Raw genomic sequence first — 13081 nt, 5'->3', positions numbered from 1 at the left:
CCCGCGCCCGAGGTCAGCCCCAGCGTCGCAGCAAAGGCCAGTGCGGCCGCCAGCCACGCCCAAAGCCACGGTTTCACGTTCATGTTCAGGTTCATGCCGCAGCCCCCCGCCGCGAGAACAGCAGCCGTGCGGTCAGGACAAGGATCAGGATCGCGCCCTGCGCGCCGATCTGCCAGTCCGGCGACAGCCGCAGGAAGGACAGGAAGGAGGCCGCGAGCGTCAGCGTCAGCGCACCGATCACCGCGCCCACCGGGCTCACCTTGCCGCCGATGAACTCACCGCCGCCCAGGATCACGCCCGCGATGCTCAGAAGCGTGTAGCGCAGCGCGATATTGGCATCGGCGGAGGTCGTCAGCCCGACCAGCGCCATGCCGGCAAGCACGCCGAACAGCCCGGCAAGCCCGTAGGCCGTGGCCTTCAGCAGGGTGACGTTCCACCCGGCACGGGCGACCGACCGGGCGTTGCCGCCAAGCCCGCGCAGCACCGTGCCAAGGCCGGAGCGCATGACCATCAGATGCGTCACGACAGCGATCAGGATGGCAGCCACCACGGCCATGGGCATCAGCGGCGGTTTCACCGTCATCAGCGTCCTCAGCCAGCCCGGCGCGGCCCCGCCCGGCGTTGGCAGGATGAACAGCGCCAGCCCGCCCCAGACGAAGGACATGCCCAGCGTCACCACGATGGCGGGCAGTTCCAGCACGTGGATCACCGCCCCCATCGCCGCATAGGACACCACCAGCAGCATGAGGATCAGCACCCCGGTCAGCGGCGCGTCGTTCAGCCATGTGGCGGTCACGCAGGCCACGAGGCTCACGAAGGCGCCAAGGCTCAGGTCGATGTCGTTCACCATGATGATCATCATCTGCGCGATGGTCGCCAGCGCGATCGGCACCGCCAGGTTGAACAGCAGGTTCAGGCCGAAGTAGCTCATCGCCCGCGGCTGCATCCAGAAGGTCAGCGCCAGCAGCACGGCCAGCGACACGACCGGCAACAGGATCCGGTAACGCTGTGGCATCAGGACGCCTCCTGCATTTCGAAGGACGCCTCGAGGATGCGCTCCTCGGTGATCTGGTCGCCGGTCAGCTCGGCGCTGATCCGTCCGTCGCGGAAGACGAAGACGCGGTCGCACTGGCAGACCTCTTCGGTCTCGGTCGAATACCACAGGAAGGTGCGGCCCTTCGCGGCCTCTGCGCGGATCATGGCATAGACGTCCTGCTTCGTGCCCACGTCGACCCCGCGCATGGGATCGTCCATCACCACCACCTCCGCGTCGGAGGCCAGCGCACGGGCGAACAGCACCTTCTGCTGGTTGCCGCCCGACAGCGACAGGATCGGGTTCGTCAGGTCGTCGGTGCGGATGCCGATGCGCCGCTGCCAGTCCTCCGCCAGCGCGCGTTCGGCGCCACGGTTCACCAGCCCCCGCCGCGCGTCGCGCTGCAGCACGGAAATCGAGATGTTGCGCAGGATCGACCACAAGGGCAGCACGCCGTCGCGCGCCCGGTCGCCCGCGACGAACACGGCCTTCGAGGCCCGGCCCGCCCGCCAGTCCGAGGACTGCGACAGGTACAGCCGCGCCAGCGCCGCCGCCTGCCCGTGCCCCGCGAGGCCCGACAGCCCCACGACCTCGCCGCGGCGCGCTTCCAGCCCCTCGGGCGTACGGATCACCACATCGCCCGGGGCCGACCGCGCCGCCTGCTGGGCCACCGCCTCCGTCGCGACGTGGCCCATGGCATCCACCAGCCCGGCGCGCGTGAATTCCGCCGCGGGCCTGTCCGCCACGACACGGCCGTCCTTCAGCACCACGATGCGGCTCGCCACGGCAAAGATCTCGCCCAGCATGTGGCTGATGAAGATCACCGCCCCGCCCGCCGCGCAGAAGCCCTTCACGTGGTCCAGAAGCTGCCGCGCGATGCCCTCGTCCAGCGACGAGGTCGGCTCGTCCAGGATCACCAGCCGCGCCTCACCGCCGCGCGGGGCAAAGCCGATGGCGATCTCCACCATCTGCCGCTCCGCGATGCTCAGCCGGTCGACCTCCGCGTCGGCGTCGATGCCATGGCCGGGAAACACCCTGTCGAGGCTGGCGAGGATCTCCGCCCGCGCCTGCCGTCGCCACGCGAGGCCCTTCAGGCCGGGATGCGACACCCGCAGATTCTCCGCCACCGTCAGGTTCGGACACAGCGACAGCTCCTGAAAGACCGAGCGGACGCCCTCCGTCCCGGACGGAAACGCCACCTCGCCGGAACTCGGCCCGAAGGTGCCGTTGATCAGGTTCACCAGCGTCGACTTGCCCGCGCCGTTGTGCCCCACGAGCCCGAGGCAATCCCCCGGACCGACCCGCAGGCTGACCCCGTCGAGGGCCCGCACCGGGCCGAAATGTTTCGCCGCCTGCGTCAGCGCGACGACAGGCGTATGGTCTTGGTCGGTCATCCGGTCCCCATGTCAGGACGTGCCGGGAAACGCGCCCCGCCCCCGCCGGACGACGGTGCGGGGCGCGCATGCCCTTACGTCACTTTGCTTCGGAAATCACCGCCTGCGCGTCTTCCAGCGTGTAGCTGACATTCGCCACAGAGCCCTCGGGCGTGGTTTCCAGCGCGCTGTCCAGATCGTCCTGCGTGATCTTCAGGAACGGCACGGTCAGGTCCTTCGGCACCTCTTCACCCGCGAGGATCTGCTGCGCCACCCAGAACGCCAGCGAGGCGACACCGGGCGCGATCGACAGCGACAGCGTCTCGTAGCCGTTGGCGTCGCGCTGCTCAGCCCACCACTTCAGCTCGTCCTGGCGGTTGCCCAGCACGATCAGCGGCGTATCACGGCCCGCGGCCTCGAAGGCCTGCGCCGCACCGTAGCCGTCACCGCCCTGGGTCACGACGCCCACGATCTCGGGCAGCGAGGGCAGGATGCCCGCAACCGCCTTCTGCGCCACGTCCTGCGCCCAGTCACCGTGGACCGAACCGACGATCTCGAACTGGTCGTGTTCCGCCACACCCTCGTGGATGCCCTTGGAAATCTCGTCATCGACGAAGACACCGGCCAGGCCGCGGATCTCCAGCAGGTTGCCGCCGTCGGGCAGACGGCCGGCGAGGTAGTCGACCTCTTCCTTGCCCATCGCCGCGAAATCCACCGCGATCCGCCAGGCGCAGGGCTCCGTCACGATCCCGTCGAAGCTTACCACGATCAGCCCGGCGCCGCAGGCCTCGGCAACCGCACCGTTCAGGGCGGTCGGCGAGGCGGCGTTCAGCACGATGGCGTCGTAGCCCTGCAGGATCATGTTCTGGATCTGCGCGGCCTGCTCGGTGGCCTGGTTCTCGGATGTGGTGAAGGCATCCGCCGCCGCCACCACGCCATCGGCCACGGCGGCCTCGGCTGTCTCCTCGAAGGTCTGCAGCATGGCTTGCCGCCACGAGTTGCCCGCGTAGTTGTTGGACAGCGCGATGCGCTTGTCCGAAGTGTCCGCCAGATGGCTTTCCGCATGCGCCGCGCCAGCCAGTAGGGCCAGCGTCGCCGCGCCCGTCAGAAACGTCTTCATGAATTTTCCTCCCTGTGCGTGTGCCGCACTACCTTTGACCGCCCGGTTCTCTCCACCCGGCCGGCGAGAGGAATGGTGGCCATACCCACCGCCCCTGTAAAGGCTGTCGCCCGCAGACCTGTTGCGGGAACCCGCAACGAACTTGCGGGTTCGGGTGTTCCATTTCCCCCGCAACGGGGGCAGACTTGCGGAACCGCGCAAGGCAGCGCCATTACGCGCCGCGCGGACAAGGGAGGACACATGGCCGACACCCTCGGCGAACCGCGCACCGGCGTGGCGCTGCTCGACATCGCGCGGCGGCTCACCGGCGTGACGGACATCACCGGCGCGCTCGGGGCCGTGGCCGGTGACATCGCCGCGCTGATCCCCTTCACGCATTGCGACATCTGCCTGCTGGACCGCCCCGGCTGGGTGGTCAGCCACGAGGTCGGCATCCGCACCCGCTGGTCCCGCGCCTCTGGCCGGATCGACCACGCGCCGATCCGTGACCTGCTGCTCGGCCAGTGCGAGGTCATGCTGACCGAGGACGCCACGCAGGACCCGCGCTACACCTTTCCCGGCGCCACCTGCGAGCCGATCCTGAACCACAAGCTGCGCGCCCGGGTGAACGTGCTGATGCGCGTCCGCGGCGAGATCATCGGCACGCTGAACCTCTCCCATTCGACCCGAGGGCTCTACGACGCACAGACGGTCGCGCTGGCGCAGCAGATCGCCGACGTGCTCTCGCCGTGGTTCCACATCCTGCACCGCTCGGACCGGGCGCGGCGCCTGCCCCGCTCCGCCACCGGCGACGAGGGGCTGCGCCGCGGCGCGCTGGAACTGACCCGCGCGCTCGAGGCAGAGCGCCAGCGCGTCGGCATGGACCTGCACGACCAGACGCTCGCCGACCTGTCCCGCCTCCTGCGCGAGGCGACCGGCGACCGCCCCCTGCCCCGCGACGTGCTGGCCTCGCGCCTCCGGCAGACAATCGACGACCTGCGCCGGATCATCGACACCGCCGTGCCCACCCTGCTGGAACTGTTCGGCTTCGCCCATGCCGTCCGCGTCCACCTGGAACGCGCCTCGGGCGAATCCGGGGCGCAACTTGAGGTTGACGACCTGACGGACGGGGTGCCGGACGCGCTCGACCCCACCGTGCGCACCGCGCTGTTCCACATCACGCAGGAAGCGATCAACAACGCCACCCGACACGCCGGCGCCAGCCGGATCTCCGTGACGGTCGAGCATCCGGCCCCTGCCCTGCTGACAATCACCGTGCGCGACGACGGCTGCGGCATACCCGCCGCGCCCGCCCGCCAGTCCGGCCTCATGCACATGCGCACCCGGGCGCGGCTGATCTCGGCCGGGCTGGATATCGAGGCCGATCACGGCACCGTCGTCCGCGTCACTCTGAGGACCGGGCCATGAGGGTTCTGCTTGTCGAGGACGACCAGTTCCACGCCTCCTACATGGAGGACGTGCTGGCCGAGACCCTCCCCGAAGTCACCGAAATCTTCCACGCGGTGAACGGCGAAGAGGCCGAGCACGAGGCCCGCGCCTTGGCCATCGACGCCGTGGTCATGGACCTGCGCATGTCCCGCCGCAACGGGATCGAGGCGGCCCGCACCCTCTGGACCGAACGGCCCGAGACCCGCATCCTCTTCTGGTCGAACTACGCGGACGAGGCCTACCTGCGCGGCATTGCCGCCATCGTGCCGGAGGACAGCGCCTACGGCTACCTGCTGAAGACCGCGCCCCGCGACCGGCTGAAGCTGGCCCTGCGCGCCGTGCTGGTCGAAGGGCAGATCATGGTCGACCGGGAAATCCACCGGCTGCAACGCCGCGCCGCCTCTCCCCGGAACACGCTCGACGACAGCGAGTTCGCGGTGCTCTTGGACCTCGCCATCGGGCTTCAGGACCGCATCATCGCCGAACGCCGCGGCATGTCCCTGCGCACCGTGCAGAACCGGCTCCTGTCGCTTTACGAAAAGCTCGGCGTGGACGACGAGGCCTCTGACGACATGCCGCTGAACAAACGGGTGCGGGCGCTGAACCGTGCGCTGGTGACACGAACCCTCAACATCGAGACGCTGGAAACCGCACAGCGCGATTTCGAACGCTGGCAACAGGGGCGCGACCGCCGCTGACATGGGGCACAGGTGTGCGCCATGGAAATTGTCAGCTGACAATTCAGCCGGAGGCGCGCCGGTGTCATCCGAAATTGTCAGCTGACAATCGCGCGCCGCTTGCGGCCTTCAGCATCCCGCCAAGGTTCAGCAGACCCCGGTCCGCCCGCTGGCACAGCGCCCTCAGATAGGCCCCCGGTTTCCGGATCCTGTCCATCGTCTCCAGCATGCAGAGCAGCACCGTTGCGGCCCGCTCTGCGCCCATCCTCTGCCGTGCTTCGGCAAAGACTTGGGTGTCTATGCCCATCATCGGATGCAACCGCTCCGCCACGGAGACCAGCGTCGGCCAGTCCGGGTTCCGCGTTGGAAAGAAGCTCTGGTATTCATGGCAACTGTCCAGCACCTCCGACAGGGCAGGCGTCTCGTCACTGTCGCGGATGTCCACGGAAGATACAGATTCGGATTGATCTGTAGTCTGTATGTGCCGCTCATTCCGGCTGTCGCTGGCGCTCATTCCGGCTGCGGGCAGGGCGGTTGTCAGCCGGTTGTCCAGGGCCTGCGCAAGCGCCTCCAGCTCTTCCAAGGGCAGCTTGCGGCGCTGGCAGAGGCGGGCATCCTCGATCAGCGGATCGGCCGCGTCGCAGCCGTCCTCCAGCAGCCGTTGCCGGACGGCGGCGATCCGGGCGCGCAAGGCGTCCGCCTGGGCACGACGTGCCAGCGCGCGGTCGGCGGCGGCCTGCAGCGCCTCTGCATAGCGGGCGAGGGGGCTCAGGTCGAAGCCGAAGGCCACACCGCCGAACCGCGCGAACCTCTTGCGGTTGGCGCTGTCGTGGCGGTCCACCAGCCCGGAGCGGACCAGCGTGGCAAGGTGCCGGCGCAGCGTGCTTTCCGGCATACCGTTCAGCCGCTCTGCGAGCACGCGGTTCGACGGGTAGACCACCCCGGCGCCGCGATCGGCGGGCAGGGCGCGGTCGGGGAAGAAGGTCAGGAGCGCGCGCAGCACACCCAGTGTCCGGTGATTGAGGCCGAAGTCCTCGGCGGCATGGGTCAGCGCGTCGAGGATGGCCCACTTGTCGGCGGGCGCAGGGCCGGCCTCCGGGCACATCCCGACAGGCTGCCCGAAGCGGATTCGGGACAGTTCCGTCATTTTCAGTTCACGAAAGACAAAAAAAGACCGCTCCACCGAATCGGTGGCGTTGACAGGATCAGGGGGGAACGGCTATCTCAAGAGTGCGAGAAATGAGAGAGCTCTCCGGGATTTGTCCTGGGGGGCTTTTCTTTTGTCCGGGCTCGTGCCTCCTTTGTTGTCTGCTCGGGTTTCGGTTCAGTCTTCCGACCGCGACTTGATCCAGCGGTCGTAAAGATCCTTGACGATGTCTTCTGCCTGGGCGTCGACCCAGCGGGCGAACTCCGGCGCGTCGCCGTGCGGCACGGTCAGCACCAGCCCCTTGTCGCCATGCCGGATCTTGCCGATTTCATATCCGGCCTCGCTGACGACCTTGCGCGCACGGCCCGTGGCAGCGCGGGGTTTCAGCGGGCTGGGGGCGTCGCTGGCCCAGGCCAGCACCTGTTCGAACCGGGTGTCGCTGTCGGCGATGTCGGCCAGAAGCGGCAGGCAGGCCTCCACCTTGTCGGCCATGGCGGGGCGCTGCATCGCCTCCTCCAGCTTCAGCCAGCGTTCGCGCCCGATCCCCGGGGCCGAACCGATGTGGCGCAGGAAGCCGATGTCGAAGGCCCGGCCCACGCGCAGCATCCGGCTGACCATGGGCAGGTCGATCGACAGCGCCGCGGCGATTGTCTGCCGGTCGTAATCCAGCGCGTCGAGCTGGGCGGCAAAGCTGGCCTTTTCGATGAACGACAGATCCTTGCGGGCGGTGTTCTCCTGGCCCTGGGCCAGCACCAGCGCCTGGTCGTCGAGGTGCCGCACCATGGCCTTGACCGGCAGGCCGAGCGCGCGCAGCGCGCGGACCCGGCGGCGGCCATAGACGATCTCGAACTGGCCCGGCTGCCCGGCATGGGGGCGCACCAGCACCGGCACCTGCTGGCCGTAGGTCTTCAGGCTGTCTTGCAGCGCCTCGTCCGCCACGGGATCGTCGCCCAGGCGGTCGGCCACACCCGCATCGACGATGCGCTCGGCCTCGATCTCCTGCACGGCGCTTTCCTGCAGGCGGGTGAGCGAGCTTTGCAGCGCGCCCACGGTGCCGCGCGGGGCGGTGGGGCTGGGACGCCGCGAAGGCTGCGCGGTCTCGGTTGCGTTGCCGGTGGTCAGAATCCCCTTGCGTGCCATGTCAGCGTCCCCATGCCTGCTGCATCAGTGCCTCGATCTCGTCGTTCACGGCGTTCAGCGACTCTATCGCGCGGTCGTAGGTGGACCGGTGGAAGGCGCTGCGCTCGACCTCGTAGATGGTCTGCTGGGTCAGTCCTGCGTCGGAAATCGCGGTGGATTTCAGCATGGGCGCGACCATGACCTCGCTGCCGAAGAGGTTGCGGAGGAAGGCGACCACCTGCTGCTGCGGGCCGTCCTGCGGTTCGTAGCGGTTGATGAGGAAGCGGAGGAAGTCGAACTCCATCCGCGCACCGGCGTTCGACACCACGTCGAGCAGGTCGGCGCTCATCTGCAGGAACTGCGACATGGAGGCGACGTCGAGCATGTTCGGCACCACGGTGATCAGGATCCCGGTGGAGGCGCAGAGCGCGGACATGGTCAGGTAGCCAAGCTGCGGCGGGCAGTCGAAGATGATGACGTCGTAGCGGTCCTCGACCTCCTGCAGGGCGGCGGCCATGCGGGCGTAGAAGGCGGGCTGGATGTTGTTGCGCAGCGCAGTCGGCGTCTCGTGCTCGAACTCCTGCAGGATCAGCCCGCCCGGGGCGAGGTGGAGACCGGGGAAATAGGTTTCCTGGATGATCTCGGAGAAGGGCAGGGGGTCCTCGTAGCGGATCGCGTCGTAGATCGACCCGGAGTGCAGGAAGTCGTATTCCGGCTGGAACCCGAAGAGCGAGGTAAGCGAGGCCTGCGGGTCGATGTCGACGGCGAGCACCCGGTAGCCCTTGAGCGCGAGGCGCTGCGCGGCGTGGATCGAGGAGGTCGTCTTGCCCGAGCCGCCCTTGAAGTTCAGGAAGCTGAGCACCTGCACCTTGTCGCCCTCGCGCCGGCCCTTGAGGTACGTGCCGGTGGTGCGGGAGTTGTCCTCGAGAATGCGGCGGATTGTCAGCAGGTCGTCGGCGGAGTAGGAGCGGCGGCCGCCGGCAGAGGTCTGGACCTCGGGCACGCGTTCCTCGAAATGGAGCTTGCGCAGGAAGCTGGGGGAAATGCCGAGCAGGTCGGCGGCCTCTCCGGCGGAGAACAGGCGGAGCTGCTTGCGCGCGTCGGGGGCAAAGCTTTTCAGGAGGTGCTGTTCGAGCGCACCTGCCAGGTTCCCCGCGTTTTCGCGGATACGGGTATTGATATGGATGGGCTCAGTTCCCGCCATCTGTTTCACCGCCTCGTCAGGAACGCTGTTTTTCGCCAGCGCTTTATTTTCCGTTTCTTTACGCAAGCGAAAGGGGTGTTGGCAACTGTTTCTTGCGCCGAGGGGCGAAGGCGCCGGTCCGCCGTTTCGCGCGTTGGGTGAAGATCCCGCTGCAAGGCTATGAAATAATTTGGAAAAATTGAGTTATGGCGGAAAAGCGAGTTTTCACAGCTTAGCAGGGAGGGCTTTGCGGTCAAAGGCTTGGCTGTGCCGGGCAGAGAATCGGCGGGGCAGGGGTGACGGGCCCGGGAATGGCGGCTGGTGGCGGCGCCGGTTGGCGTTGACAGGGGGGCCTTGTCGGTGACACGGTCGCCGTAACCGAATGGTTACATGGTGCGGCGGCCATCCCGGCGTCGCCCGCCCTCTCGAAGGACCCAACGACCATGCAGATCAGCCAGACCCGACCCCAGATCACCTATGCAGCGGCGCTTGCCCTTGTGGAGGCGGCGATGACCCACGCGCGGGACAACGGCTGGGAGGTTGCGGCGGCGGTCACCGATCCCTTCGGCACGCTCGTTGCCTTCGGCCGGACGGACGGTGCCGCGCCGCCCGTCGCGGCCTTCGCGGTGGACAAGGCCTATACCGCCGGCACGCTGCGGAAATCGACGCGGGCCTTCGGCGAACGCATGGCCGCCAGCCCGACCCTGTCGCTGGGCCTTGCCACGCGGCAAAGGTTCATCGCCTGGGGCGGGGGACTCGCGGTCTTCGAGGAGGGGGCCTGCATCGGCGGGCTTGGCGTGTCGGGCGCGCAGGAGCACGAGGACATCGCCTGCGCCGAGGCGGCGATCCGGGCGCTTGGGCTGACGCAGGGGTGACGTTCAGGGCTCGATGCAGACCAGCCGCATGATCGTTTCGATGTTGAAGGCCAGACGCTCTTCGAGGGCCTCGGCGGACATCAGGTCGCGCCGGAAGACGATGGAGCCGGTGAAGCGGTTGGTCAGGTAGTAGTAGCCGATGGCGGCGATGGTGATGTTGAGCTGCACGGGGTCGATGCCGGGGCGGAAGACGCCTTCCTCGACGCCGCGTTCCAGAAGGCCGCCGACCATGCCGACGAAGCGCTGGAACAGGACGTCAATCTTTTCGGACTTCTTCAGGTGGCGGGCCTTGTGCAGGTTCTCGCTGTTCACCAGCGTGATGAATTCCGGGTTCTTCAGGTAGTAATCCCAGGTGAAGCGGATCAGCTTTTCCAGCGCGTCGCGGGCGGGCAGGTGTTCCAGTTCCAGCGACTGCTCGGCGGTCCGGATGTCGGTGTAGGCCTCCTCCAGCACGATGCGGAACAGGTCCTCCTTGTTGCCGAAGTAGTGGTAGATCATCCGCTTGTTGGCCTTGGCGCGGTCGGCGATCTCGTCGACACGGGCGCCGCCCAGACCGCTCTTGGCGAATTCCTTCTTCGCGGCGGCAAGGATGCGCGCGCGCGTCGCGTCGGCATCGCGGGTCTTCCTGGTTGTGTCGTCTGCCATCTCTTCCCTTCGCCCCGGCGTGGTTCCCATGCCCCTACCTCACTTCGCGGGGCGCGGTCAAAAGCTTCCGCTCGCTGCCATGGGCCGTTTTCGCCCCAAAGCTTTCATGGGGCTTGACGATTCGATGAACAAGGAAGTAACCAGTTAGTGCGTTATCTGGCGACCGTCCGCGATGAAGGGCGGTGCGGCACCCCGGAGGGGCCGGGACATCACGCGTGTTTCAGGAGGACGGCACAGCGCCGTTGAGGGAGGAAAACCATGTCGAATTTCATCAAGGGCTTCATCGAGAAAGAGAAAATCAACCGCCGGAACTTCCTGTTCGCGTCGGCCTACGGGCTGGGCGGGGCGGCGGCACTTGGCGCGCTGGGTCCGAACATGGCGCGGGCTGCGCTGACCGACCCGACCATCGCGTGGTCCTACCGCAACCGCACCAACCCCTACTGGAACGAGATCGTGTCGGGCGGCGAGGCCTTCGTGCAAAGCCTCGGCATGTCGAAGGACGCGCTCACGCACCTCATCAACGAAGGGTCGTCGGAGAAGTCGCTGGCCGACGTGAAGGCGATTCTGGCGAAGACGGGCGGCAACCTCGCGCTTGCCATCGACACCAACGACGCGCCGAACGCGCGTCCGGTGGTGGAGGCGGTGGCGGAGGCGAACGCCTATGTCTCGACCCTGTGGAACAAGACCGACGACCTGCACCCGTGGGATTTCGGCGACAACTACGTCAGCCACATGAGCTGGTCGGACGAGGGCCCGGCGGAAGAGACCGCGCGCATCCTGCTTGAGGCGATGGGCGGCAAGGGTGGCGTCGTGCACCTGGGCGGGATCGCGTCGAACAACCCGGCCATCGAGCGGCTTCAGGGCCTGAAGAACGCGCTGGAGGATTACCCGGATGTGGAACTGCTGGCGGCGGAACCGGCGGACTGGGACACCCAGAAGGCCAACCAGGTGATGTCCGCCTTCCTGACGCGCTATGGCGACGAGATCACCGGCGTGCATTGCGCAAACGACACCATCGCCTATGGCGTGCTCGAGGCGCTGCGGGCCGAGGGGATCGAGGACATGCCCATCGTGTCCTATGACGGCAACCCGCAGGCGGTGCAGCTGGTCGCGGACCGCAAGATCCTGGCCACCGTGTTCACCAACCCGCACTGGGGCGGCGGCATCACCGCGGCGCTGGCCTATCACGCGGCCATCGGCACCTTCAAACCGTCCGAGGAACCCAACGAGCACCGCGAATTCTACGGCCCGACCATCATGGTGCAGCCGGAGGACGCGCTGGAGTTCAAGGCGAACTACCTCGACAGCGTGCCGAGCTACGACTGGAACGACTTCTGGGGCCCGTCGAACGGACCCATCGCCTACAACTGATCCGGGAGGACCGGGCCAGCCGGGCGCGTTCCCGGCTGGCCCATGCGCCGGATGACGGTCAGAGGACCGCGCCGGCCGCTTTGGGGAGGACACATCTTGGCCATCACTGAAACCACGGGCAGGACAGAAGGCGCGCGCCGGGCCGGTGCCGGGATCGGGCGCGAGACGCTGGCGAAATGGGCGCCGCTTCTGGTGCTGCTGGTGCTCTGCGCGGTCTTCGCCGTGATGGAGCCGCGCTTCTTGTCGACACGCAACTTCGCGCGCATCCTGATCGCCGCCTCGCCCGCGCTGATGGTGGCGATCGGCGTGACCTTCATCATCATCATGGGGTCCATCGACCTGTCGATGGAGGGGACGGTGTCGGTCTGCGCGGTGTCCTTCGCCTTCTGTTTCCTGTGGCTGGGGGGCACGCTGGCTAGCTGGGCCTGGCTTGCCATCCCTATCGCCATGCTGGTCGGTGCGGCGCTGGGGTTCGTCAACGGGCTGATCCACGTCAAGCTGAAGATCCCGTCGTTCATGGCCTCGCTCGCCATGGGGTTCGTGGGGACGGGGCTTGCCATGGTGATGACCGGCGGCGACCGCATCCGCATCGAGGACGAGCTGTTCCGCGCGCTCCTGACCCAGCGCATCCTGAACTTTCCTCTGATGGTCTATGTCGCTGCGGTCTTCCTGCTGATCGCCTGGTTCATCCAGACGCGCACCACGCTGGGCCGCAACTTCTACGCGGTGGGCGGGGGCGAGGACCTGGCGATTGCCTCCGGCCTGAACGTCAACCGGGTGCGGATCATGGGGTTCACGCTGGCGGGCGTGTTCTTTTCGGTGGGCGCGCTGCTGGCGGTGGGCCGCATCGGCATCGCCGAGACCGCCACCGGCAACAACTTCATGTTCCTGTCGATCACCGCGGTCGTGGTCGGGGGCACCGCGCTTTGGGGCGGGATCGGCGGCGTGTGGAACACGCTGGTCGGCGTGCTGATCGTCTTTGTCATCGGCAACGGCATGGTGGTGATCGGGCTGCCCGGCTACGTGCAGGACGGTGTGCTGGGCATCCTCGTGATCCTTGCCGTGATCCTGTCGACCAACCGCAAAACCATCAGCTTCGTGAAATAGGGG

At 67.5% G+C, this 13081-nt stretch carries 12 protein-coding genes; 5 read left to right on the top strand and 7 right to left on the bottom strand.

Annotation, left to right across the window (positions count from 1 at the left end; translation table 11 throughout):
- Positions 1-91: 91 nt before the first annotated feature.
- From CDO87_RS26610 to CDO87_RS26600, 3 genes are all read right to left on the bottom strand, one after another.
- The gene (locus tag CDO87_RS26610; RefSeq protein ID WP_100931654.1) at positions 92-1015 is read right to left on the bottom strand and encodes an ABC transporter permease; all 924 of its coding nucleotides are present in this window, start codon (positions 1013-1015) and stop codon (positions 92-94) included.
- Positions 1015-2427 (bottom strand): sugar ABC transporter ATP-binding protein, encoded by a 1413-nt coding sequence (locus CDO87_RS26605; protein ID WP_100931653.1) that lies wholly within the window; start codon positions 2425-2427, stop codon positions 1015-1017. Before CDO87_RS26605 ends, CDO87_RS26610 begins: the two co-directional genes overlap by 1 nt.
- A gap of 79 nt (positions 2428-2506) precedes the next feature.
- The gene (locus CDO87_RS26600; protein ID WP_100931652.1) at positions 2507-3526 is read right to left on the bottom strand and encodes an ABC transporter substrate-binding protein; all 1020 of its coding nucleotides are present in this window, start codon (positions 3524-3526) and stop codon (positions 2507-2509) included.
- Positions 3527-3766: 240 nt separating this feature from the next.
- Between CDO87_RS26600 and CDO87_RS26595 the strand changes: the two genes are divergently transcribed.
- Positions 3767-4933, top strand: a complete 1167-nt coding sequence (locus CDO87_RS26595) for a GAF domain-containing sensor histidine kinase (RefSeq protein ID WP_100931651.1) — start codon at positions 3767-3769, stop codon at positions 4931-4933.
- Positions 4930-5652, top strand: coding sequence for a response regulator transcription factor (locus CDO87_RS26590; protein WP_100931650.1), 723 nt, complete (start codon positions 4930-4932; stop codon positions 5650-5652). The genes CDO87_RS26595 and CDO87_RS26590 overlap by 4 nt, the downstream gene beginning before the upstream one ends.
- A 64-nt stretch (positions 5653-5716) precedes the next feature.
- On the opposite strand, the gene repC is transcribed toward CDO87_RS26590, so the two are convergent.
- The 3 genes from repC to repA form a co-directional block, all read right to left on the bottom strand.
- Positions 5717-6778 carry a replication initiation protein RepC gene (gene repC / locus CDO87_RS26585; protein ID WP_100931649.1) on the bottom strand — a complete coding sequence of 354 codons (1062 nt, stop codon included), beginning with the start codon at positions 6776-6778 and terminating at the stop codon, positions 5717-5719.
- A gap of 177 nt (positions 6779-6955) precedes the next feature.
- Complete coding sequence (gene repB / locus CDO87_RS26580; RefSeq protein ID WP_100931648.1) at positions 6956-7918, bottom strand: plasmid partitioning protein RepB; 963 nt, start codon at positions 7916-7918, stop codon at positions 6956-6958.
- 1 nt (position 7919) lies between these two features.
- Positions 7920-9101, bottom strand: coding sequence for a plasmid partitioning protein RepA (gene repA / locus CDO87_RS26575; RefSeq protein ID WP_100931656.1), 1182 nt, complete (start codon positions 9099-9101; stop codon positions 7920-7922).
- 422 nt (positions 9102-9523) lie between these two features.
- On the opposite strand from repA, the gene CDO87_RS26570 reads away from it, so the two are divergent.
- A complete protein-coding gene (locus tag CDO87_RS26570) occupies positions 9524-9955 on the top strand; it encodes a heme-binding protein (RefSeq protein WP_100931647.1) in 432 nt (143 codons plus the stop codon).
- A gap of 3 nt (positions 9956-9958) precedes the next feature.
- On the opposite strand, the gene CDO87_RS26565 is transcribed toward CDO87_RS26570, so the two are convergent.
- Entirely contained in the window at positions 9959-10600 is a 642-nt protein-coding gene (locus tag CDO87_RS26565; RefSeq protein ID WP_100931646.1) for a TetR/AcrR family transcriptional regulator, read from the bottom strand.
- Between the two features lie 258 nt (positions 10601-10858).
- On the opposite strand from CDO87_RS26565, the gene CDO87_RS26560 reads away from it, so the two are divergent.
- Both CDO87_RS26560 and CDO87_RS26555 read left to right on the top strand, forming a co-directional pair.
- Positions 10859-11971, top strand: coding sequence for a sugar ABC transporter substrate-binding protein (locus CDO87_RS26560; protein WP_100931645.1), 1113 nt, complete (start codon positions 10859-10861; stop codon positions 11969-11971).
- 102 nt (positions 11972-12073) lie between these two features.
- On the top strand, positions 12074-13078 hold the full coding sequence (locus CDO87_RS26555; protein WP_308213937.1) for an ABC transporter permease: 1005 nt from the start codon (positions 12074-12076) through the stop codon (positions 13076-13078).
- Positions 13079-13081: the final 3 nt, after the last annotated feature.

The sequence above is a fragment of the Sagittula sp. P11 genome (assembly GCF_002814095.1).
Classification (GTDB): Bacteria; Pseudomonadota; Alphaproteobacteria; order Rhodobacterales; family Rhodobacteraceae; genus Sagittula.
Note: the sequence above shows the minus strand (reverse complement) of the source record. Positions and strands in the feature narration are given on the sequence as shown.